We start from the raw sequence: 23,487 nt of genomic DNA on the forward strand, positions 1-23,487 counted from the left end.
TAACAATGGATTTAAAAGGATTAAAATTTTCAAAGATGCATGGTATTGGTAATGATTTTATAATCATTGATGAAACAAAAGAAGAAATTATTTCAGAACAAAATAAACCCGAAGCATGTAAATTTCTTTGTGATAGACATTTTGGTGTAGGATCTGATGGGTTACTATTTATTTCAAACTCTGAAAAGGCAGATTTAAGATATCGGATGTTTAATCCCGATGGTTCTGAGGCAGAAATGTGTGGAAATGGAATTCGTTGTTTCGGAGATTATGTATACCGAAATAATATAATCAACAAAAAATCCATGACAATAGAAACTATGTGTAATATATTAACTTTAGAGGTTCAAGTTGAAAATAATGAGCCTGTATCATTTAAAGTTAATATGGGCTTATCAACATTTAAAACAAATGAAATTCCAATGATTTCAAATCAGGAAGAATTTTTAAATCAAGATTTGCTTGTTGATGGGGAACATTTTAATGTTACTGCAATTAATGTTGGAAATCCTCATGCAATCATCTTTGTTGATGACTTAAATAATGTTGATATCAATAGGTTCGGTCCAGCTATAGAATGTCATAAAGTATTTCCTGAAAAAATAAATGTTCACTTTGTTAAAGTTTTTTCTCCTAATGAAGGAGAAATGAAAACTTGGGAAAGAGGAGCAGGAGTAACTTTAGCTTGTGGTACTGGTGCAACTTCTACAGCTATTGCAGGTTATAAATTAGGCTTTTTTAATGAGAATATTCTCCTTCATTTGCCTGGAGGGGATCTTAAATTTAAGATTTATGAAGAAGATAATGAAATTGGTGTTTTCATGGAAGGTCCAGCAAAATTAGTATTTAATGGTGAAATTCAATAAATATTATTTTTTTATTTTTTTTTTAAATTAAGTATCCATTTATTAAAACTATTTCTTCAAAAAAGAATTTTTCACTAGCACCTACTTCAGATATAAATCCTTTATGGTCTAATTTTTGCAATGTTTTATCAATATCAGATAAAGATGACTGAATCATCTGTAATTTTCCATTTTCATTTAAATAATTTTTGACCTGATTTAAGAATATGTCTATGACTTTTCTTCCATCTGGTCCACCATCAAAAGCATAATTTAAATCATTGTCTAAAATTTCATCATTAGAAGTAGGTAAATATGGAGTGTTGAATAAAATTACATCAAACTTTCTATTTTTCAATGGTTCAAATAGATTTCCAAAAATTATTTCAATATTATCAATATTATTTTTTTTAAAATTTTTTTCAGCTAATTGCAATGCATTAAAATTAATATCCGTAACAGTTATTTTATTTGTTAATTGGGACGCATACATAGCTACTAATCCTGTTCCCGTTCCAATTTCGAGTACAGTATCACCATAATTTATATCAAGATTTTCAGCTAAAAGAAAAGTATCATCTGACGGTATATATACTAAATCTTCTGTTTCCAATTCAAATTCTCCAATTTTCATGTTTATTCCTCTAAAAAATAATTATTTTTTGATTACAGTTTCTAATTTTTTAGATAATAATAATATTTCTTCCGGACTCATATTTACGGCACGTTTTAGAAATAATTCATTAACATCAATTTCATTTAGTTTAGATTTCAATAATTTTTTGTCTTTATATCCTAATATTTGACGAGAATCGATTAAAGCATTCTTACATTTTTTATTTTTGTGTTGAAATAAAGTTTTACAAACAATTTCATAATTTTTAAATTCTTCATCACTAATTTTTAAATTTATATTTTTTTTAGGAGTTAATTTTAATATAACTGATTCAACTTTTGGTTTTGGAATAAATGATTCTGGAGATACATTATCTAAGATTTCAATCAAACTTTTAAAATATAACATTGCTGAAAGTCGAGAATAATTTCTGTTTCCAGATTTAGCAACCATGCGTTCTCCAAATTCTTTTTGGTACATTAAAATACCTAAGTCAAATGAATAATCTAAAAGTTTAAATGTTATTGGAGATGAAATTTGGTAAGGTAAGTTTGAAACAATTTTATTAAAATCTGGAAATTTGACTTTTAATGCATCCTCGTTAATTAATTCAACATTATTAATATTCTCATTTTTTAATCTTTTTTTTAAAATCTTAAAAATATTAGTATCTTGTTCAATAGCTGTTACTTTATTAACTTTTTTAGCTAGTTCAATAGTTAAAGTTCCAATACCCGGACCGATTTCTAGGATATTGTCATCATTTTTTAGGTTTGCAAATGATATAATTTGATTTCTTTTGAATTCATCTATTAAATAATTCTGTCCTAAATTATTATTTAAGTGAATTTTATTTTTTTGAAGAATTTTTTTAGTTTCTTTAGCTAATGATGATTTGTTTTCTTCAATTTTCAATTAATCACATCATTTTTATTTTTAAGGAAAAATTTTATTTAAAATTAGAAAAAGGGGTTGAAAAAAGGTTGTACTCTTTTTTCATTAAAGTTTATCTTTGTTTATATTTTCTGTTTCTATTGTTTGGGTGTCTTTTTTTTCCATGATTTTTAGACGGAATTTGAGTGAATAAATAATACTTATTTTTACCTCTTTTAACTTTAGTATTATCTAATTCCAATTTCACCCTATTTACTAACATTCCAACTGGATCAGTTAGTAATGGAACTCTAGTTTTTATATCTTCAAAACTTTCAAATGGTCTATCATTTCTTGCTTTTAATAATTCCTCTCTATGTTTTTTTCCAATTCCTGGTATTAATTCTAATTTATGCAATCTTGTGCTTATTGGTCCTGCTTCATTGAAAAATTTTACATATTTCTCTTCTTGTGATTCTATTATTTCTTTAATTGCAAAATCTATTTCAATTCTACTTGTTGCGGTTAAGTCATCTAAGTTTAATTTTCTTTTCACTGTGCTAATTTTTTCTCTTTTGCCTGCTCCAATGTAAACTTTTTCTAAAATTTCTAAGTCTTCACCTTTTTTAGGACTTAACTCTAATAAATTGAATCTTTGTGTACCAATGGCTTGAGCAACTGCATTTCCTCTGAAAGATGTCATATCTGGTTTAACATAACCTAAACTCAAATAATCCAGTATTATTGCCTCATCTTCTTTTTTAGGGTTATTAATATCCATTTAATCACCATCGTGTAATATTTTATCTTTATTTTTAATCTTAATTAATTTACTTTTTATTTAACCTAATATAATAATTTTTGTATTTACTTTTATTATTTTTTGTTTATATTAAGATTTTTTTATTAAATTATAATCTTAAAACTTGAAGATTAAGATTTAATTCTAAAACTTTTAAAAATAGTCCTTTTATTAAAGCAGGTTAAAACTACCAAATTATTAAAAATTTGGATTTTTAAAAATAGTAATATTTTTTTAAAAAAATTTAAAAATAGTAATATTAAGTAGAGATTTTACTCTTCTACTTGATATTTATTTAAAATTTTGAGAACATCTTCCATTTCATCTTTTTTCATTGGAAATTTTTCTTTAGCAAATATTAATCTTAAATCAGCTAGGTCTTTTGGCATTAAATCAGCTATTCGTATTGCATATTTTGTTTTTACAATAGATTCTAATTCTTTGATTAATTTTTCTGTATCTTCTAAAGGAAGTTTTTGGAAGTTTGTTACATGTGCTAAAGTTAAATTTTGTTCATAGCTAAGTTCATTTTTTTCACTAAACTCTTCTAAAATTTCTTTCACTTCAGCAGCAGGAATTGGATTCACATCCAAAGTTTTTTTCCCAATCATTGAGATCACTCTTGAGCTTTTAAGTGGTCTGGTCTAACTATTAATTCTTTAGCTTTATTTCCATCATTTAAAGAAAGTATATAAGCTTCACCTTTTTGTCCAACTACTTTAGCAGTTTTCCCGTGAAATCTGGAATGTGGTTGTCCTTTTTGTATACTTGGATCAATAATAATATGAACTATTTCTCCTTCTTCAAATTGTTGAATTTTTTTTGTAATAGGATTAGAACGTCCTGGTCTAGCAGTTTTTGTTAATTTATTTCTACTTCTACTTTTAAATCCTCTTGATCTTTTCATTTTTCATACCTCGATAATATTAATTCCCTTTATTGGGTTTATAGCTAAATTATCACTTTTTTATAAATTTAAATAATTTCAGTATTTAATTAATTATCAGCAGATTTTAATTTATATTAAAAAGACTAATATATTTAGTTAATTAATTTAGTTCTAAAATTATAAAGTAAATAGATAAATTTCAAAAATATTTCAGAATAAAAAAATTATTAAAATAAATGAAATTTTAGTAAATTGATAATAATAAATTATTGTTATTAACATGTTAATATAGTTTACTATTTTAACAATTTCTTATTTAGTTCAAATTATATAAAAACTTTTTCATTTTTAAGAAAATATTTAAAATTATTTCATTCCATTCCTACTTCAATTACATCTAATTCTTCGCAAATAGATTTATTATTTAATAATTCACTTATATTGGGTTGGCTTCTACCTTCATCTCCTGAAATGAGTTCTTTGATATAAAGTCCACCTTGAGTTTTTATTATAATTTCAAAGCTATGAAAATCAATGTAATTAGTTTTAATATTTTTAACTTCCTTGATTCTAATTTTGTCTGCTCTTCTATGAGCTACTCTAATAGGAGTTCTTTGTTCAATTATATGTAATTTATTTAATTTTTCTAAATCATTTTTATTAATTTCTTCATCACATTTTACTAAAGCCCTATAAACTTTGTAATTATCAGAGGATGAAACTTTTATCTCAGCTTTTCTATTTCGTTTAACAAATTTTAAATCATTGTATTTAGTTTTATTAGTATTAAGAATATTTACTTCTTTTTCTATTTTTTTTAAATCTAAATTTCTTATTTTTGGTTCTTTAATTTCTAGTACAAATGGTCTTCCAGTTCCTAACATTCTAACATCAATGTCTTCTCTTCCAGCACCGTGAAATTTAGCTTCATATCCTTTACTTTCTTTTAATACAGTTTCAGACAATAATTCTTCTACAGATTCTGGGTATTGTTTACCTGTTCCATTACACTTTTCGCAGCCTTTACCTTTACAATTTCGGCATGGCCATTTAGTTTGTGGAATACCTCGAATGTATTTATTATATCTGCCTTCAATAAATATTGGATTTATTTGTATTCTAACTTTAATATTATCTAAAGTACCATCTTTTAATACTTTAGGTTCTTTATTGAATACATTTTTTAAATCAACCATAATTACTATATCTTGAGTAATAAAATCGACTTCTTTATTTAAATTTTTTTCTAAAAGTTTCCCAATAGTTCTATTAACTTCCTTTTTTATAGGTTCTACATCAAGATCTAATCTTTTATTTAAATATTCATCCTTCTCTGTAATCGCAGGTTCTAATTTTGAACCAACTACAAAAGTTTCATATTCTAAATTTAAATATTTTACTTTAGCTTCAACTTTTTTAAGTATTGTTTCATCTAAGTATTTAAATAAATTTTTACATATATCACATTCATCATTTTCTTCTAAGTCGTTTAATTTTAATTCTTCACGGATTTTTTTACCGCGCTCAAAATTTCCATCACCCTCAATCACATCTGAAAATTTACGACCTAAGCAATGATTACAGATTTTACCCTCAGTAAGTTCCATAAGTTCTAATATTTTTGTTTTAGTTTCTTCATCCATTGTATCTTCTTTTTTTTAATTTAAAAATCTTATATTTATTTCATGAATTGTCCCATTAAACGATTCATAGCTCCTCCACCCATTCCTCTTCTTCCAATTCCTTTCATAGCTTTTTTAGTGTTATTGTAATATTTTAGAAGATCTTTAACTTCTGATTCTTCTACTCCTGCACCTCTTGCTATTCTAGCTATTCTAGAATGTTTAATTATTTTAGGATTTTCCATTTCTTTATTTGTCATGGAAGACATCATTATTTTATAGATTACAATTTTGTCTTCAGTCATTTTTGAAGCTTCTTTAGGTATTTTAGCACCCATTCCGGGGATCATGTTCATTATTTGTTGCATTGGTCCCATTTTATTCATCATATCAAATTGATTTTTCATATCTTTCAAGGTGAATTTTCCACTTAACATTGCATTCATAGTTTCTGTTGCAACATCTTCATCTACAACTTCTTCAGCTTTTTCAACTAAACTTTTTATATCCCCCATACCTAATAATCTGGAAATAAATCTTTCAGGGTTAAAAGCTTCAAAGTCATCAATTCTTTCACCGGTACCAATAAATTTAATAGGAGCTCCAGTTTCTGCAACTGCAGATAAAGCACCTCCACCTTTAGCAGTACCATCTAATTTTGAAATGATTATAGATCCAATTTCTGTTGCTTCTGAGAATGCTTTTGCTTGAGCTCCTGCCTGTTGGCCTATTGTTCCATCAATAACTAATATGGATTCAGTTGGATTTATAACTTCATCTAATTCTTTCATTTCTTTTAATAAATCAGATTCCTCTTTATGTCTTCCAGCTGTATCAAAAATTATTACCTTTTGATTTTTAAATTCTTTAAGTCCTTTTTTAGCTAAATCTAATGCATCTTTATTGTTGGGATCTCCATATAATGAGATTTGCATTTCTTCTGTTAATTGTTTTAATTGTTCGTATGCTGCAGGTCTCCATGTATCAGTACATACAATAGCTGGTGAAAATCCTTTTTTTTGTAAATATTTACATAATTTACCTATGGTGGTTGTTTTACCACTTCCTTGCAAACCTAAAAACAATATTTTAAATGGTTTTTGGTCAATATTTAAATCTACAGCCTCAGAACCAAGTAATTGTACCATTTCTTCGTAAATAATTGTTATAACATGTTCTCTAGGGGTTATTCCTTTTGGAGGTTTTTCTTCAATTGCTCTTTCTTCAATTTTTTTTGATAATGATTGAACTAATTTTATATTAACATCGGACTGTATTAATGCTCTTTGTATTTCTCTAACTACTTCTTTGATAGTTTTCTTATCAATAACAGTCATTCCTGCTAATTTTTTCATAGTATTTGTTAGATTTTCTCCTAAATTTCCTAACATTTTTATCACTGTGTTATTTTTTTTGATAAAATTTTAATAAATGAAATAATAATTTAATGTTAAATTTTTTAATATATTATATAACTATTAAGATATCTTTTATTATATAATTATATTTAACAATCATATTTATTATAAATAATATTATATAATTAGAATATGTTAAAAAACTGATTTTTTAATTATTAATAAAATTTTGTTAAAAAAAAATTGCTAAAAATAATTTATATTAAAGTTTATTTTTATAGTTTTAATGTGTGTGTTAAAGATGCTAGAAGAATTAAAAAAAACATTAGAAGAAGCTCCGATTGTTAAAAAAGGGAATTATAATTATTTTATCCATCCCGTTACTGATGGTATACCTGCTGTAAAACCAGAATTATTAAGAGAAATTGCGGATACATTAACCCAAAAAATTAATTTTGAGAATATTGATAAGATAGTTGCTATTGAAGCAATGGGTATTCATTTAGCTACAGCTTTATCCCTTAAAACTAATATTCCCTTTGTGGTTATAAGGAAAAGACATTATGGTTTACCAAATGAACATCAAGTACATAAAAAAACAGGTTATGGTGAGTCAATTCTTTATATCAATGATTTAAATAAAAACGATAATATTTTATTAATTGATGATGTTGTAAGTACTGGAGGAACTTTAATTGCAGTTATTAATGCTTTAACTGATATGGGAGTTACAGTTGATACTGCTGTGGCTGTAATTGAAAAAGGCAAAGGGAAAAAAATAGTTGAAGATGAAATTGGGATGTCTATTCTCACTTTAATTAAATTAGATGTTGTTAATGGTCACGTTGTAATAGAATCTGTGAATGATTAAAAAATTAAGTTTGTTTGATAAAAATGTCTATTTATAATATGGATTTGGAAAAAGTAATTAAAAAAATTGAATCTTTTAATGCTAAAACTGTGGGTCTTCAATTTCCTGAGGGATTAAAAACACAAGCTGTCTCTATTGCTAAACAAATCGAAGATTTAACTGATGCTACAGTTTTAATTTCTGGAGATCCCTGTTTTGGGGCATGTGATGTTTCTGATAAAAAAATGATTGGAATAGTTGATTTAATTATTCATTATGGGCATACTCCTTTACCTATTAATTATAAAATTCCCACTATGTTTATTGAAGCGTATGCAGATGTGGATGTTAAAAAATATTTAGAAGAAGCACTTCCACAATTAGAAAATTATTCTAAAATCGCTTTAGCAACTACAACACAGCAATTGAATGTTCTTAATGAGATGAAAGATTATTTAGAAGATCATGGAAAAGAAGTTGTTATTGGATCATCTAAAAGCACTAGAAAAGGACAAGTTTTAGGTTGTAATTTTTCTTCAATTAAAAATTTAGATGCTGAAGTATATTTATTTGTGGGTAGTGGAAATTTTCATCCATTAGGGATTTATTTGTTTACTAAATCACCAGTATTGGCTATTGATCCGTATGGTGGAACTATTAGAAACATGGCTGAATATGCAGATAAAATCCTTAGAATTAGGTTTGCTAGAATTATTAAATCACAATCAGTAAAAAAATGGGGAATATTAGTATCTTCTAAAGAAGGACAATATCGAATGCAATTAGCTAAAAAAATTAAAGGGATGTTAAAAGATGAAGGCATGGAAAGTTATATTATTGTTCTAGATAATATTAATCCTGATGTTTTATTGCCTTATACTGATTTGAAAGGTTTTGTTGTAACTGCTTGTCCTAGAATTGCAATTGATGATTCTCAAATGTATAAAAAACCATTAATTACTCCTAAAGAACTAGAAATAGTTTTAAATAAAAGAACTTGGGAGAATTATCAGTTAGATGAAATATTGTTTCATGAAAAATATAAATATTAAATTTTAATAAACAAATTAATATATAAGATTAAATTAATAAATATATTTATTAAGATAAAATTGTCGAAATAATTTATAAAAATATATTTTTGTATATAAAAATTATTTAATCCTTACTTTTTTAGAGGTGTATTATGAAAATAGAATCTGGAGATTTAGTTATGCCTGGTGATTTTTTAGCTGTTAGTGAACAATTTTTGCCTGGTCAAGGAGCATATGATGATGAGGGATTTATAAAATCAACTACATCAGGAAATGTATATATAAATATTAAATCTAAAGAAATTGAGGTTATTTCTAAATCTGGAGGTCCAGTTTTACTAAAAAAAGGAGATATTATTTTTGGACAGATTAAAGATCTTCGAGGACAACGGGCTTTAGTTGATATTCAAACTAAAAAGGGCTGTTCTCGTGAATTTGCTTTACCTTATAAAGCTGCTATTCATATATCTCAAGTCACCAAAGGTTATTTAGATAGATTAAATGAAGCATTTAGAATAGGAGATATTATAGAAGCAGAAATAATTAAAGTCATGGGAGATAATGTGGATTTAACCACAATTGAAGATAATTGTGGAGTAATTAAAGCAATGTGTACACGTTGTAGAAATTATATGAAACCTTCCAAAAGAAATGAACTTTATTGTGAAAGATGTAATCACAAAGAAAAAAGAAAAATATCTTCAAATTATGTTGAATAATAATTATTTTTATTTATGGAATGATAATATGGAAATTGAAATTGTAACTGATAAAACACTAGAACTTGAAATTATAATACATGGTGAAGACCATACTATTTGTAATGTACTAAGAAAATATTTAATGGAAGATGATGATGTGGAATATGCTGTTTATGGAATAGATCACCCAATAATAGGCGAACCACATATGACTATTAAAACTAAAAGAACTAAAAGACCTAGAAATTCTCTTGTTAAAGCAGCTAATCATTTAAAAGATGAATCTAATGATTTTAAAGCATTAGTAGAATCTATTTAATCTGAGGCATGGTTTAATGTCCTATCATAAAAAACCATCAATAACTGTTGATATTTTTATTTATAATGAAAATAAAGATTTTATTCTTATTAAACGTAAAAATAATCCTTTTAAAGATTGTTGGGCATTTCCAGGTGGTTTTGTTGATTATGGTGAAACTACTGAAAATGCTGCAATTCGTGAAGCTAAAGAAGAAACTAGTATTGATGTCAATTTGAAAAAACAATTTAAAGTTTATTCAGATCCTTTAAGAGATCCTAGGGGCCATACAATCACGGTTGTGTATTTGGCTGAAGGGGACATGAATATGCGATGTGCAGATGATGATGCTAAGGAAATTAAAATATTTTCATTTGAAGATTTACGTAATATTGACTTAGCTTTTGATCATAAACAAATTTTACATGATATATTTGATTATTTGAATTAATTTTTTCATACTAATTTTTTTATTTTTCTTAATTTTTTTAAAATGAAATAAAATTAACTTTAAATATTAGTAATTATAACAAATAAGTAATATAATTAAATCTTACTTTAAAGGTTTAATAAAAATCAAAAATTTTTAATTAATATCATTATATTGGAGGTAAATTATGGATTTTTGTCCGAAATGTGGAGGAATGATGCTTCCAAATGGCGATAAACTTGAATGTAAAACTTGTGGCGAAACAAAAACTTTAAAAAAAGGCAATGAATATGAAAAAGTGTCTGAAGAAATTAATACTAAAGATACTGTTGTCATGACTGATGGAAATGTCACTACTCGTCCAACCACCAATGTTATATGCCCTGAATGTGGACATGGTAAAGCAGAATGGTGGTTACAACAAACTCGTAGTGCTGATGAAGCTCCTACAAGATTTTTCAAATGTTTAAAGTGTAAGCATACTTGGAGAGAATACGACTAAAATTTTTATTAATTAAATTTATAATCTTGGGATATTATTAAGGAAAAATCCAATAATAACTTAAATGAAGGAGAGAATCCTAAATCTGAAGAAAATTTTAAAGATTCAGATACAGAAATACCTATCTTGAAAAGTTCTAATAAATTTTTTAATAAATATATTAATAAATCTTTTTTAATAACATTTATTACAATAGTAATTGGTATTCTATTTGTTGTATTAGGTGTTTACCTTTTTGGAACTAGTTCAGATAAAGTAGTGGATAATGTTTTATCTGGTGAAACAGCTACATCTTCTGTATTTTTGATTATTTTAGGTTTTATCATTTTAGCTATATCATTTTTTATAAATTTTTCGTCTAAAAATTCTTTAGGCAAAACTTTTGATAATATAAAAAATATTGAGGAGACAGATGATTTTTCTGATTCTAAAAAATCTGATATTTCTACTAATCCAAAATCTAATATTAATTCTTCTGATTCTAACGATACTATAAATTCTAAAAATGGAAAAATTAAAAATGATATTAAATCAATTTTTAATTTCGAAAAAATAAATAAAAATATAGATTTTAACTCAAATTCTTCTAAAAAAGAAAATAAGGTTTCTTTTACTGAAAAACGTGTTGATAAAAAAGATTCAAGTGTTAATAATAATTCAGTTTCATTTGAGGAAGCTTTAGATTCTGTGGATAATTTAGTTAAGAAATCTGAATCTTTTGATGATGAAAAATAATAAATTTTATATTTTTATTTTTTTAAAAATTTATATAAGATGAAAAACTAAATTATAGTATCATAATATTATATTTTAATATTAACTTATTTGTTGACTAATTAATTAGTTAATTGGTCTTTTGTTGAATTTTAATTGAGAGATGATTTTGAATGTTTAAAGCTGAATTAAGTGATCCTAACATTTTAAAAACAAGTTTTGATGCAATATCTTCCATTGTTGATGAAGTGCAAATACAAACTGATAGTGAAGGTATCCGTTTGGATGCCTTAGATCGTAGTCATATCACATTTGTGCATTTAGAGTTAAAGGCAAGTTTATTTGATGAATATGTTTGCGATGAACCTGAAAAGATTAATATAGATACTGATGAATTAATGAAGGTATTAAAACGTTCTAAATCTAATGATCGTGTGATAATGTCATTAGATGAAGGAAATTTTATTATTACCTTTGAAGGCGAAGCTAAGAGAACTTTTAAGATTAGACTAATTGATATGGAGTATGAAGCTCCTTCTCCTCCAGAATTAGAGCACCCTACTAAGTTTGATATTCCTTTCGCTCTTCTAAAAGATTCTATTCAAGATATGGATATATTTTCTGATAAAATAGCTTTAATTGTTGATTCTGAAAAATTTAGAGCATCAGCTGAAGGTGAATTTGGGGATGCAAACATAGAATATTTACATGGTGAAAAAATTGATACAGAAGCAAAATCTATTTTTTCATTAGAAAAAATAAGAGAAATGTTAAAAGCTGATAAATTTTCAGATGTTGCAACCATTAAACTTGGAAATGATATGCCTTTACATTTAAGTCTTAAAATGGTCTCAGAAGATGGAGAGCTTAGTTTTTTACTTGCTCCTAGAATAGAAGCGGACGATTAATTTCGTTTTCTATTTTTTAACTTTTTTTACTTATTTTTTTACATATTTTCATAAAATTATTTTTTATTTAATAAATTAATTAGAGAGGATTATAGTGGAAGAATTTTTTCAAACTTTACGTCAAATTCAGAAAAAAGAGCGAAATAATAGTTCTTTAGCTAGAGTAGGAGATAATTTTTATAAAAATGTTAATAATTATATTAATGAACTTAAAACCACTGTAGGTCCGGATCCTTTTTCAGATAAACAATACCTTTTAAAAGATGCTCAAAGAATTGCTACAGAAATATGTGAACGCAGAGAACATAAAATAACTGAAGCTGCATTAATGAATATTCATAGGTCATATCATTTATTTAAAAAAGGAAAACCCCAATTTGATTTTCTTGATACAACTCCTTTAAATTTAACTAAAGAAGAAGAAACTTTATATTTTTCATTAATTGATACTTTAAGGGATCATAGGGGAAATATATCTTTGGATAAATTTACTGAAGAATTAGAAGATAAAGAAGATAATATAGAATTTAAATCTAATAATGTAAAAAAAGCTTCAGGTGAATCTTTAAAAGAAATTAATACTTTAAATGAAAAAGAAAATAATAAACAAAGCAGTGATTTTAAAAATTCAGAAAATTCCAAAAATTTTAAAAATGATGAAGTTTTAGATGAACTTCAAAAAATTAAAAATGCTAAAGTTTTATCTGATGAAAAGTTTGAACCCATTGAAAAGCAATTACGAAAAAGTAATTCTAATTTATTAAAAAATCAATCCAAAAATTCTGATTTAAATAAAGAAAATGAAATAAAAAATAATAAATCTACTCAGCAAGAAAATTCTAATTTATCTGATATTTTAAATAGAATTGATAATCAATTTGTAGATTTTAACGAAGAGACTCAAGAGGAATATAATAATTATTCAAAAAATATTAATCAAAACTCTATAAATGACACATTACTCATTTTCAAAGATGTAGAACCAATAATTGGGGTCGATGAAAAAGTTTATGGTCCTTTTTTTTCTCAAGACATTGTTGTAATGCCAAGGGATAATGCAAAAATTTTTGTAAAGTATAGGAAAGCAAGATTAATTAAAATTCCTTAATATTTTTAATACTTTTTTAAATAAAAAAACATTAAATTTAAATATTAATTGATTATAAAATACAATATGTATCTATTTTATGGTAATAAAAATTTTATATAAATTAATTTTTATTTATTGTTAAATAATTTAAGATTAACTCTATTAAGTTAATTCTTAAAAAATACATTTATAAATTAATAAGATATTTAATAAAATCTTTTTAGTTTAGTAATGTAATATTCAGCTACTAAGAAATTTAATAGATTCTTGGGTGTTGTTTATTGTAATTATTTTTATAGATATGTCATCAGCTATTGGGAAATTTAATTGATTCCTTTATAGTATTTTTAGAAAAAATAGATGAAAAAAGGAAATCTGAAAAATTCAGATTGTATTAAGGTGATTAAATGAAGATACCAAAAGAAAAAAGAAGATATTGTCCTAATTGTAAAAAACATACAATTCATGAAGTTCATACAGCTAAAAAACGAAAAGCAAGTGAATTAAAATGGGGTCAAAGACAATTTAGAAGAGTTACCGCTGGTTACAGAGGTTATCCAAGACCTTTACCTGCAGGTAACAAACCGATTAAAAAATTAGATTTAAGATATAAATGTAAAGAATGTGGTAAATCTCATATCGGTAATTCTTTCAGAACAGGAAAACCTGAATTTGTATCTAAATAGGTGATAAAATGGCTAGTAAAGGTAGAGGAAACTTTTTAAAGGTTAAATGTTTAGATTGTGATAATGAACAAATTATCTTTGATCGTGCAGCTTCTGATGTAAAATGTATTATCTGCGGTAAAACTATTGTAAAATCACGTGGTTCTAAAGCAAAGATAATAGCTCATATTGAAGAAGTTTTAAACTAAATTCTTTTTTTATTTTTTTTCATTAAAATTTTAAAAATTGGTTTTTAGTTTTTTTAATTTTATATAAAATATAGATTTTAATTAAAAATTTATTTTTAATTTTAATCTTAAAAACTATTCAGGTGTTTAAATGGTAAGAAAAAGTCAAGAATGGCCAGAAGAAGGAGAACTAATTGTTGGTACAGTTTATAAAGTTCTTAATTATGGTGCATTCGCAAAACTTGAGGAATATTCTGGAAAAGAAGCTTTTATTCATATTTCTGAAGTTTCATCTGGTTGGGTTAAAAATATTCGAGATCATGTAAGAGAAAATCAAAAGATTGTTGCTCGAGTATTAAGAGTTAATCCAAAAAAAGGGCATGTTGATGCATCACTAAAAAGAATAAGAGAAGATCAAAGAACAAAAAAGATTCAACAATGGAAAGTTGAACAAAAAGCTGAAAAATTCTTAGAATTAGCAGCTAAATCTTTAAATAAAGATTTAAACACAGCTTACAAGGAAGTAGGTTATGAAATCATGGATATTTTTGGTGATGTTTATGGTGCGTTTGAAATTGCTGCTGATGAAGGAAAATCTTCACTTACTGATGAAGGTATCAATGAAGAATGGGCTGAAGCTATCACAGAAGTAGCTAAAAATAATATAACTCCTCCAGAAGTTCATATAACTGGTTATGTTGATATAGAAACTTATGAATCAAATGGTGTAGATATAGTTAGAAAAGCTCTCGAATCTGCTGAAAAAATTGAAGATGTAGAAGTTCAATGTGTTGGTGCTCCACGTTATAGAATCACAGTTAAATCAACTGATTATATCTTAGCAGAAAAAACACTAAAAAAAGCTGCAGATAATTGTATTAAAGTCATTGAAGATTCTAATGGTAAAGGCGAATTTTTACGAGAATTAGATTAAAATTATTTTTAATTTTATAATTTTTACTTTTTTTAACTTTTTTTTAGTAGTGATTTAACATGAAAATGAAAATGCGTAAATGCCCCTTATGTGACATTTATACTATAAAAGATACTTGTCCTAATTGTGGTGGAGAATTAAAAGTTGTTTATCCACCTAAATATTCAATTGAAGATAAATATGGCAAATATCGTCGAAAATTGAAAGAAGAAATGGATAATAAGTAAAAATTCCTTTAAGGAGGAATATTATGAAAAATACTCAAATTAATGTGATTGAAGAGATTAATTTAGATAATCCTATTTTTATAGAAGCACTTCCTGGAATTGGTCATGTAGGTAAATTAGCTGCAGATCATATGATTGATGAATTAGGAGCCACTAAATTTGCCGAAATATATTCTCCTCATTTTCCTCCTCAAGTATTTGTTGGGGAAGATGGAATTATTGAATGTATGGTAAATGAACTTTACTATTTAAAATCTCAAGGAGAAAATTCTCAAGATTTTATTCTATTAGTGGGAAATACTCAAGGATTATCACCAGAAGGTCAATATGAACTTTGTGGCTTAATATTAGATTTTATAGAAAGTTATGGAGTTAAACAATTATTTACATTAGGCGGTTTAGCAACAGGCAAACCGGTTGAAGAAACAAAAGTTTTTGGAGCAGCTACAAACCTCGAAAATATAGAACTTCTTAAAGAAGCAGGTATTGAAATACGTTCTGCTGATGGTGGAATTGTTGGGGCTTCTGGGCTTATTCTAGGATTAGGAAAATTAAGAAATATGTCAGGGGCTTGTTTAATGGGCGAAACTCCAGGCTATTTTATTGATGCTGAAGCTGCTGAGGCTATTCTTCAAAAATTATCTTTAATTTTAAAATTTAATATTAATACTGATGAATTAGAAGAAAGAGCTGAAGAAACTCGAAAATTATTAAATCAAGCTCAACAAATGGAACAAGATATGGTAAATAAATCCATGGGTCAATCTGATGATGATCTCAGATATATAGGTTGATTTTTTTATTTATCATTAAATTTTTATAAATAATTATTATAATTTTTTTAAGTAATTATCTTATATAAAATAAGATTTAACTATTTTTTTTTATTTTTAAAAAATTTTTCACATATTAAAAAAATTATTATAGGGGTGATTAAATGATTCAAATTGCAGTTACAGGAAAACCAAATGTAGGTAAATCATCATTTTTTAATTCAGCAACAGCATCAAAAGTTGAAATGGCTAATTATCCATTCACTACTATAGATGCAAACAAAGCAGTTGCGCATGTTACATGTAAATGCCCATGTAAAGAATTAAATGTTTCATGTAATCCGAGAAATTCTATATGCATAGATGGAACAAGACTTATTCCAATAGAACTTATTGATGTTGCAGGATTAGTTCCAGGAGCTCATGAAGGTAAAGGTTTAGGTAATAAATTTTTGGACGATTTAACTCAAGCAAAAGTTTTTCTTCATGTTATTGATGCTTCAGGGTCTACTGATGAAGAAGGAAATCCCGTGGATTTAGGTTCACATGATCCTTTAGAAGATATAGGATTTCTTGAAAATGAGATAGTAATGTGGATGTATGGAATACTTAACAGAAATTGGACAAGATTAATTCGTAAAGTTGGTGCGGAACACTTAGATATTTCAAAAGTGATTTATGATCAATTATCTGGTACTGGTATAATGCTTGAAGATATTATTGAAGCTTTAAGAGGTTTTGAACCGGATTATACAAAATGGGAAGAAAAAGATTTAATAGAATTAACTAGAAAAATTTTAAATATTGCTAAACCAATGTTAATAGTTGCTAATAAAGCGGATTTACCTGGTGCTGATAAAAATATTGAACGTATTAAAGAAAAATATTCTAATGTAGTTCCTGCTTCAGCGGAATCTGAACTTGCTTTAGTAAGAGCTGCTGAATCTGGTTTAATTAAATATGTTTCAGGAGATTCTGATTTTGAAATATTAAATCCAGAAAAATTAAATGCTAATCAAATAAAAGCACTTGAATATATTAGAACTAACATTTTAGAAAAATATGGCAGTACCGGTATTCAAGAAGCTTTAAATAAAGCAATATTCGAATTACTTAATATGATTGTTGTTTATCCAGTTCAAGATGAACATAAATTTACTGATCAAAAGGGTAATGTTCTTCCTGATGGTATTTTAGTTCCTAAAGGTTCTAATCCACATGAATTAGCATATATAATTCACTCTGATATTGGTGATAAATTCATGTTTGCTGTTGATGCTAGAAAAAATATGCGCATAGCTAGTGATTATGAATTAATTGATGGAGATATAATTAGTATTACCACACATTAATTTTTTTTATTTTCTTTTTTTGAACTTTTTTTATTAAAAATATTTATTTTTTCATAATATTATAAAACGAAAACTTTTTTTACTATTTAATACTATATTTTAGTAATTAATTGTTATAAGGTAATATTATGGTAAAAAAAATATTAACAACTAATAAAGGTGCCCCTGTAGCAAATGATCAATCATCTATTACTACAGGTAAAAAATCTAGTTATGCTTTATTACAAGATACATATCTTGTTGAAAAATTAGCACATTTTGATAGGGAAAGAATACCTGAAAGAGTGGTGCATGCTAAAGGTGCTGGAGCTCATGGTTATTTTGAGGTTACTCATGATTTGTCTGAATATACTAGGGCTAAATTTTTATCTGAAGTAGGTAAAAAAACAGATGTTTTTGTTAGAATGTCTACAGTAGGTGGTGAAAGAGGGTCTGCTGATTCTGTACGGGATCCACGAGGGTTTGCTGTTAAATTTTATACTGAAGAAGGGAATTATGATTTAGTGGGTAATAATACTCCAATATTTTTTATAAGGGATGCAATTAAATTTCCAGATTTTATTCATACTCAAAAAAGACATCCAACTTCAAATTTGTCTGATGCAAATATGGTTTGGGATTTTTTTTCTTTAACTCCTGAATCATTACATCAATTAACATTTTTATTTACTGATCGGGGAACACCGAGAGATTTTAGACATATGCATGGGTTTTCATCACATGCTTATATGTGGTATAATGAGAATGAAGAATATGTATGGGTAAAATATCATTTTTTAACAAAACAGGGCATAAAAAATTTTACAGATGAAGATTCTGTTAAAATGGCTGGTGAAAATCCGGATTATGCAACAGAAGATTTATACAATTCTATAGAAAATGGGAATTATCCGGAATGGAATGTTTTTGTTCAGATAATGACAAATGAAGAAGCTAAAAATTATAAATTTGATCCATTTGATGTTACAAAAGTATGGTATCATTCTGATTATCCTTTAATACCATTAGGTAAACTTGTATTAAATAAAAACCCTAATAACTATTTTAATGAAGTTGAGCAATCTGCATTTGCACCTTCTAATTTTGTGCCAGGTATTGGTCCATCTCCGGATAAATTATTACAAGGACGTTTATTTGCATATGAAGATACACAAAGATGGAGATTAGGTGCAAATCATCATCAAATACCCATAAATCAAACAAAAAATCAAGTTTCTACTTATCAAATGGATGGGCCGATGAATGTAAATAAAGGAAGTCATTATCCTAATTATTATCCAAATTCTTTAGAAGGTCCTAAACCTGAAGCATGTTTTAAGGCTCCAACTATTGATGTCCAAGCAGTAATTGATAGACACACTCAACAGGTAGAAGATGTTGATTTTGAACAAGTAGGTGAATTTTATAGAAGAGTTTTAAATAAGGAAGATAAATCACATTTAATTTCTAACATACTTAATAGTATTTCAGGAGTTAATGAAAACATTCAATATAGGCAAGTTGCTTTATTTTATAAAGCAGATATTGAGTATGGGACTAGAATTGCAAATGGTTTAAACTTAAACATTAATAAAGTTGAAAAATTAGCCTCAATGACTCAAGAAGATAGGATTAAATCAACTTTAAGTTAAATTTATTTTTTTTTTAAACTTTTTTTAGAAACTTATATAACTTTTGTATTCAATAAAGTATATTAGATTAAATTTTATCAGGTGAGTAAAAAATTGATGCATCCACGTCCTAGCCCTATTGCGGCTTCATTATATACTTTAAGAGATTTAAATGCTGATGTTATTATTATGCATGGTCCTCATGGCTGCTGTTTTAGAACTGGTAGGCTTCTCGAAACTGATGGTGTTCGTGTAGTCACTACAGCAATGACAGAAAATGATTTTATTTTAGGTGCTTCAGAAAAGTTAGAACAAACACTTAAAGAAGTTAATGAAGTGTTTAAACCAAAACTTATAGGTATTGTTGGTACCTGTGCTAGTATGATTATTGGGGAAGATTTAAAAGAACCTATTGAAAAATTAAATTTAGATTCTATAATTTTGCCTGTAGCCTCCCATGGTGGTTTCGGTGAAGGTGATAATACAGAAGGTGCTATTGCAGTATTAAAGTCTGCTGCTGAATATGATGTAATTCCTCAAGAAGAAGCAAATCGTCAAATTAAAATGCTTAAATTAGCTACCGAAATTGAGAAAACAAGAGGTATGGCTAAAGGTAATTATATTAAACCAAATTTTGGAGACAATAAAGAGAAAGTAGCTAAAATCATTGTTAAATATTTGGCTGAAAACAAAAAAGTTTGTTTCATTTTAAATGCTAAAAAAGAGACATCTTATCTATTTGCAGATATAATAAATTTTAATTATGAAGATATTAATCCTAATAATAAACCTATGATTCTTGCCAATTTGGATGAAAATATTGGGTTACCTAGAATAAGAAATCATGCTATTAATGTAAAAAATGATTTAAAAGAAAATAATGTTAATATTGATTATATTACTGGAGGTTTAGATGAATATCCGATTGCTCCAAAAATTGCTGAAAAATTTTTAGAAGCTAATGATTTTGATTTGGTAGTTGTATTTGGAGTTCCTCATGCTTTACATATAGAAAATTTTAGCTGTAAATCTATAGCTATAACTGATGGGCCAAGGTTAGTTCAACCCTTAAAAGATTTAGGTTATGATTATGTAATAGCAGAGTTAGATGCTCATTCAAAAACATTAGGAACAGAAAAAATTGTTGATTCAGATTTTGGCATGATGATTAGATCAGTAATTAATTGGGAAAATGAGTAAAGAAGGATTATAAATGATAACAATAATTAATTATAATAGTGGAAATCTTAGAAGTATTCATAATGGTTTTACTAAAATAGGTTATAATGCAGAAATTACCAGTAATCCTGAAAAAATAGCTGATTCTGAATTTTTAGTTCTTCCCGGAGTAGGTGCTTTTGGAAGTGTTATGAAAAATATTGAACCATTTAAAGATTTAATATATGAACATATTAATGATGATAAACCATTTTTGGGGATATGTTTAGGTTTACAAGTTTTATTGTCTTCTAGTGAAGAAGCTGTTGGTATTAAAGGCCTTAATATATTTAAAGGTAGTGTTAATAAAATACCTTACGGTAGAAAAATTCCTCATATGGGATGGAATAAATTGAATGTGCTAAAAAATTGCCCTATTTTAGAAGGAGTGGATGGTAAATATTTTTATTTTGTTCATTCTTATCATGCAAATCCTGAAGATGAAGAAATTGTTTCAGGGATCACGGATTATGGTGTAAATCTAGTAGCTTCTTTATCTAATAATAATTGTTTTGCAACACAGTTTCATCCAGAAAAAAGTGGTGTTGCGGGACTTAAAATTTTAAAAAATTTTGTTAATTTAAAAAAATAGTATTTAAATTTTTATAATAAAAAAATGGAAGAAAAAATATTATTTATTCTTCCGATATATTCTAATTTTACTTTATTAAGCATTGTTAACTGTTAATACAGTACTTGAACTTGAAGCTGCATAATAATAACTTCCAGCATAAGAACATTTAACAGTATAATCTCCTGCACTTAAATTAATAGGTAATGTTCCAATTCCGTTACTGTTTGTAGTTACAGTATAAGTTTTACTTAAACTTCCTTTAATAATCTTAACGGTTACTTTTGTATTTGGGAATAATAAACCATTACTTTCTTGAACAATTATTGTAAGATTTTTTCCTTTAGTAATATTAAATGTGTTATTTTGTGTTCCGCTGATACCTACAGTAGTTGGCATTTTATGTGAAGAAGGATAAATTGTAATATTATTAGTTTCGGAACAACCTGAAGTTATACCATCACCATTGTATGAAAAAGTAATAGTATATTTTCCAGCACCTAAATTAATAGGTAATCTTGCATATCCATTACTATCGGTGGTTGTTGTATAAGTTTTATTAGAATTACCATTACTAATGGTATAATAAACTTTTTGATTTCCTAAAACTTGGAAATATAAATTGTATAAGATACTTCTAAAACTTTCACCTTTATGGTTTACTTCAAAATTATTTTGAATTACTCCACTAGGTATTTTATATACTGTAAAGTTTTTAAAATTAGATCCATCGCCACAACTTGCATCTACACTATAATATCCTGGAAATAGGTTTATATCTAAAAATGCTTGACCATTTGTATCAGTGGTTGCCCAGTAGATTTTGCTTGCACCATCACTTAAACGGGTTAAGTTTAATGCAATATGTTGTCCTACTATAACTTTTCCATTGGTAAAATTGGTTAAGTTGATGGTTAAATTTTTTGGATTTTTATATATTTGTCCAAAGTCTTCAACTGTTACATTAAATTCTTTTGTATTATTAGTTTGAGGGGTAATATTTGTATTGTTGTTTGTATTATTACTTCCATCACTTAATAAATTAATACTTTCTGCATTATTCACGTCATTTGTATTATTTTGAGATTCAACACTTAATTGAGCATAGTTAATATTATTATCATTAGAGATTCCAGTTCCATTATCAATATCCGCTGCAGAAACTACAGATAATGATGTTGTAACTACTGTGATTAATAATAATATTAAAATAATTTTATTAAATTTTTTCATATTATTTTTTCTCTTTATTATATTTTTTTTTAAAAAAAGCTAACAAAAATGAAGTTAGCACTATTTTACTTATTTTTTTTATATTATTTAAATTTTAGCTTATAAAAATTATATTTTTATGTATTTGTTCCAATTTCTGGAACGTTTTTTTAATTATGTCATGTTATAATTTTTATAATCGTGTTTTTAAGTCAAAATTTTTAGTTTTCATATTTTTTTAAAATTAAATAAAGTTTTAACATATACTTTTTTATTCTTTTTAAATATTTTTTAGGTCTCTAAAATTTAAAATATTCTTATTTATTTTAAAAAGTTTTCATGATTTACATAAATTATATAAAACAATAAAATCAAACTATTATAATATTAAATTAATTATTTTAATAAAAAAAATCATGATATTTATTGATTAAAATTTAAATATATTACTTTTTTTTATTTCATTATTTTGGTGTAAAAATGGATATTGAAGGTTTTGTTAGACGTAGAATTAAAACAACAGATGAAAAAACACTTGAAACACTTTTAGCAGATAGAATTAGAGAATATAAAAATGTTGATGAAAATTATTCTAAATTAATGGCAAAAAGTGTAATTGAAGAAGTTAAAAACACATTAAAAGTTGAAAACTCAAATGATGAATTTCTAAAAGAAATAATAAATATACCAAAAGCGGATATTTCAATGGGTAAAATGGGTGTTGGATCTAGAGGTGCTGGTGACTTTTTTGTACATAGAAAAATTGCTGAAATTGTGTCCAGTGCTAATACCTCTTCATTAGTAAATCCTTCAGCTCAAGATGATGGGGGTGTAGTAAAAGTAAACACTGATCAAGATGTTTATGTAACAACTGCAGTAGATGGTATACATTCTCGTTTAAGTGATTATCCATTTTTAGGAGGGTTTCATGTAACTCGAGCAACACTTAGAGATGTATGTGTGATGGGAGCAGATCCTATAGCTATATTAAGTGATGTTCATTTGGCTGATGATGGAGATGTTGGAAAAATATTTGATTTTACTGCAGGTGTTGCTGCAGTTTCAGAATTAATAGATACTCCAATTGTTGCTGGAAGCACCCTAAGAGTTGGTGGAGATATGGTTTTAGGAGATCGATTTGTTTCAGCAGTAGGGAGTGTTGGTGTCTCTAAATATCCTCCTACTGCACGGAAAGGAGCAACACC

The 23,487-nt window shown here is 26.4% G+C and carries 28 protein-coding genes; 20 read left to right on the plus strand and 8 right to left on the minus strand.

Going from position 1 to position 23,487, the window contains the following annotated elements:
* The first annotated feature begins 5 nt into the window (after window positions 1-5).
* Window positions 6-866 carry a diaminopimelate epimerase gene (dapF, locus tag BP769_RS01890; protein WP_413825003.1) on the plus strand — a complete coding sequence of 287 codons (861 nt, stop codon included), beginning with the start codon at window positions 6-8 and terminating at the stop codon, window positions 864-866.
* A 22-nt stretch (window positions 867-888) separates the two neighbouring features.
* Here the strand turns inward: dapF and BP769_RS01895 are convergent, their stop codons facing one another.
* The 7 genes from BP769_RS01895 to BP769_RS01925 form a co-directional block, all read right to left on the minus strand.
* Window positions 889-1,479 (minus strand): HemK2/MTQ2 family protein methyltransferase, encoded by a 591-nt coding sequence (locus tag BP769_RS01895; protein WP_413825005.1) that lies wholly within the window; start codon window positions 1,477-1,479, stop codon window positions 889-891.
* Window positions 1,480-1,500: 21 nt separating this feature from the next.
* A complete protein-coding gene (gene rsmA / locus BP769_RS01900; RefSeq protein WP_413825007.1) occupies window positions 1,501-2,376 on the minus strand; it encodes a 16S rRNA (adenine(1518)-N(6)/adenine(1519)-N(6))-dimethyltransferase RsmA in 876 nt (291 codons plus the stop codon).
* Window positions 2,377-2,467: 91 nt separating this feature from the next.
* On the minus strand, window positions 2,468-3,115 hold the full coding sequence (locus BP769_RS01905; RefSeq protein ID WP_413825009.1) for a DUF655 domain-containing protein: 648 nt from the start codon (window positions 3,113-3,115) through the stop codon (window positions 2,468-2,470).
* A 293-nt stretch (window positions 3,116-3,408) separates the two neighbouring features.
* Window positions 3,409-3,747, minus strand: a complete 339-nt coding sequence (locus BP769_RS01910) for an RNA polymerase Rpb4 family protein (RefSeq protein ID WP_409198203.1) — start codon at window positions 3,745-3,747, stop codon at window positions 3,409-3,411.
* A gap of 5 nt (window positions 3,748-3,752) precedes the next feature.
* Window positions 3,753-4,043: a 50S ribosomal protein L21e gene (locus BP769_RS01915; RefSeq protein ID WP_409198202.1), complete on the minus strand. Its 291-nt coding sequence runs from the start codon at window positions 4,041-4,043 to the stop codon at window positions 3,753-3,755.
* A 353-nt stretch (window positions 4,044-4,396) separates the two neighbouring features.
* Window positions 4,397-5,668: a tRNA pseudouridine(54/55) synthase Pus10 gene (locus BP769_RS01920; protein WP_413825011.1), complete on the minus strand. Its 1,272-nt coding sequence runs from the start codon at window positions 5,666-5,668 to the stop codon at window positions 4,397-4,399.
* A 35-nt stretch (window positions 5,669-5,703) separates the two neighbouring features.
* Window positions 5,704-7,044, minus strand: coding sequence for a signal recognition particle protein Srp54 (locus tag BP769_RS01925; protein ID WP_409199109.1), 1,341 nt, complete (start codon window positions 7,042-7,044; stop codon window positions 5,704-5,706).
* A 262-nt stretch (window positions 7,045-7,306) separates the two neighbouring features.
* Between BP769_RS01925 and hpt the strand changes: the two genes are divergently transcribed.
* The 18 genes from hpt to hisH all read left to right on the plus strand — a co-directional run bounded on the left by hpt (window position 7,307) and on the right by hisH (window position 21,091).
* Window positions 7,307-7,876 (plus strand): hypoxanthine/guanine phosphoribosyltransferase, encoded by a 570-nt coding sequence (gene hpt, locus BP769_RS01930; RefSeq protein WP_413825014.1) that lies wholly within the window; start codon window positions 7,307-7,309, stop codon window positions 7,874-7,876.
* Window positions 7,877-7,899: 23 nt separating this feature from the next.
* Window positions 7,900-8,907 (plus strand): diphthamide biosynthesis enzyme Dph2, encoded by a 1,008-nt coding sequence (dph2, locus tag BP769_RS01935; RefSeq protein WP_409198199.1) that lies wholly within the window; start codon window positions 7,900-7,902, stop codon window positions 8,905-8,907.
* 134 nt (window positions 8,908-9,041) lie between these two features.
* Window positions 9,042-9,608 (plus strand): exosome complex RNA-binding protein Csl4, encoded by a 567-nt coding sequence (locus BP769_RS01940; protein ID WP_413825016.1) that lies wholly within the window; start codon window positions 9,042-9,044, stop codon window positions 9,606-9,608.
* Between the two features lie 28 nt (window positions 9,609-9,636).
* The gene (locus tag BP769_RS01945; protein ID WP_409198195.1) at window positions 9,637-9,909 is read left to right on the plus strand and encodes a DNA-directed RNA polymerase subunit L; all 273 of its coding nucleotides are present in this window, start codon (window positions 9,637-9,639) and stop codon (window positions 9,907-9,909) included.
* Window positions 9,910-9,925: 16 nt separating this feature from the next.
* Entirely contained in the window at window positions 9,926-10,339 is a 414-nt protein-coding gene (locus tag BP769_RS01950; RefSeq protein ID WP_409198194.1) for an NUDIX domain-containing protein, read from the plus strand.
* Window positions 10,340-10,505: 166 nt separating this feature from the next.
* Window positions 10,506-10,820, plus strand: a complete 315-nt coding sequence (locus BP769_RS01955) for a transcription factor S (protein WP_409198193.1) — start codon at window positions 10,506-10,508, stop codon at window positions 10,818-10,820.
* A gap of 126 nt (window positions 10,821-10,946) precedes the next feature.
* A complete protein-coding gene (locus BP769_RS01960; protein WP_413825019.1) occupies window positions 10,947-11,555 on the plus strand; it encodes a hypothetical protein in 609 nt (202 codons plus the stop codon).
* A 152-nt stretch (window positions 11,556-11,707) separates the two neighbouring features.
* Window positions 11,708-12,442 carry a proliferating cell nuclear antigen (pcna) gene (gene pcn, locus BP769_RS01965; protein WP_409198191.1) on the plus strand — a complete coding sequence of 245 codons (735 nt, stop codon included), beginning with the start codon at window positions 11,708-11,710 and terminating at the stop codon, window positions 12,440-12,442.
* A 94-nt stretch (window positions 12,443-12,536) separates the two neighbouring features.
* Window positions 12,537-13,550, plus strand: a complete 1,014-nt coding sequence (locus BP769_RS01970) for a hypothetical protein (RefSeq protein WP_409198190.1) — start codon at window positions 12,537-12,539, stop codon at window positions 13,548-13,550.
* A 389-nt stretch (window positions 13,551-13,939) separates the two neighbouring features.
* On the plus strand, window positions 13,940-14,218 hold the full coding sequence (locus BP769_RS01975; RefSeq protein ID WP_409198189.1) for a 50S ribosomal protein L44e: 279 nt from the start codon (window positions 13,940-13,942) through the stop codon (window positions 14,216-14,218).
* A gap of 8 nt (window positions 14,219-14,226) precedes the next feature.
* The gene (locus tag BP769_RS01980; RefSeq protein ID WP_409198188.1) at window positions 14,227-14,406 is read left to right on the plus strand and encodes a 30S ribosomal protein S27e; all 180 of its coding nucleotides are present in this window, start codon (window positions 14,227-14,229) and stop codon (window positions 14,404-14,406) included.
* A 130-nt stretch (window positions 14,407-14,536) separates the two neighbouring features.
* Window positions 14,537-15,319, plus strand: coding sequence for a translation initiation factor IF-2 subunit alpha (locus BP769_RS01985; protein WP_409198187.1), 783 nt, complete (start codon window positions 14,537-14,539; stop codon window positions 15,317-15,319).
* Window positions 15,320-15,378: 59 nt separating this feature from the next.
* The gene (locus BP769_RS01990) at window positions 15,379-15,546 is read left to right on the plus strand and encodes an RNA-protein complex protein Nop10 (RefSeq protein ID WP_409198186.1); all 168 of its coding nucleotides are present in this window, start codon (window positions 15,379-15,381) and stop codon (window positions 15,544-15,546) included.
* Between the two features lie 23 nt (window positions 15,547-15,569).
* Window positions 15,570-16,340: a proteasome assembly chaperone family protein gene (locus tag BP769_RS01995; RefSeq protein WP_409198185.1), complete on the plus strand. Its 771-nt coding sequence runs from the start codon at window positions 15,570-15,572 to the stop codon at window positions 16,338-16,340.
* 143 nt (window positions 16,341-16,483) lie between these two features.
* Window positions 16,484-17,671 (plus strand): redox-regulated ATPase YchF, encoded by a 1,188-nt coding sequence (locus BP769_RS02000; RefSeq protein WP_413825021.1) that lies wholly within the window; start codon window positions 16,484-16,486, stop codon window positions 17,669-17,671.
* 128 nt (window positions 17,672-17,799) lie between these two features.
* On the plus strand, window positions 17,800-19,302 hold the full coding sequence (locus tag BP769_RS02005) for a catalase (RefSeq protein WP_409198183.1): 1,503 nt from the start codon (window positions 17,800-17,802) through the stop codon (window positions 19,300-19,302).
* A gap of 96 nt (window positions 19,303-19,398) precedes the next feature.
* Entirely contained in the window at window positions 19,399-20,481 is a 1,083-nt protein-coding gene (gene cfbD, locus BP769_RS02010; protein ID WP_413825045.1) for a Ni-sirohydrochlorin a,c-diamide reductive cyclase catalytic subunit, read from the plus strand.
* Window positions 20,482-20,494: 13 nt separating this feature from the next.
* Window positions 20,495-21,091: an imidazole glycerol phosphate synthase subunit HisH gene (gene hisH, locus BP769_RS02015; RefSeq protein WP_409198182.1), complete on the plus strand. Its 597-nt coding sequence runs from the start codon at window positions 20,495-20,497 to the stop codon at window positions 21,089-21,091.
* Window positions 21,092-21,166: 75 nt separating this feature from the next.
* Here the strand turns inward: hisH and BP769_RS02020 are convergent, their stop codons facing one another.
* A complete protein-coding gene (locus tag BP769_RS02020; RefSeq protein WP_413825023.1) occupies window positions 21,167-22,303 on the minus strand; it encodes a carboxypeptidase-like regulatory domain-containing protein in 1,137 nt (378 codons plus the stop codon).
* A gap of 459 nt (window positions 22,304-22,762) precedes the next feature.
* On the opposite strand from BP769_RS02020, the gene BP769_RS02025 reads away from it, so the two are divergent.
* Window positions 22,763-23,487 (plus strand): AIR synthase related protein (locus BP769_RS02025; protein ID WP_413861942.1); only part of this gene is annotated, 725 nt, incomplete at its 3' end.

The sequence above is a fragment of the Methanobrevibacter sp. UBA417 genome (genome assembly GCF_002508845.1).
GTDB lineage: Archaea > Methanobacteriota > Methanobacteria > Methanobacteriales > Methanobacteriaceae > Methanobrevibacter_A > Methanobrevibacter_A acididurans.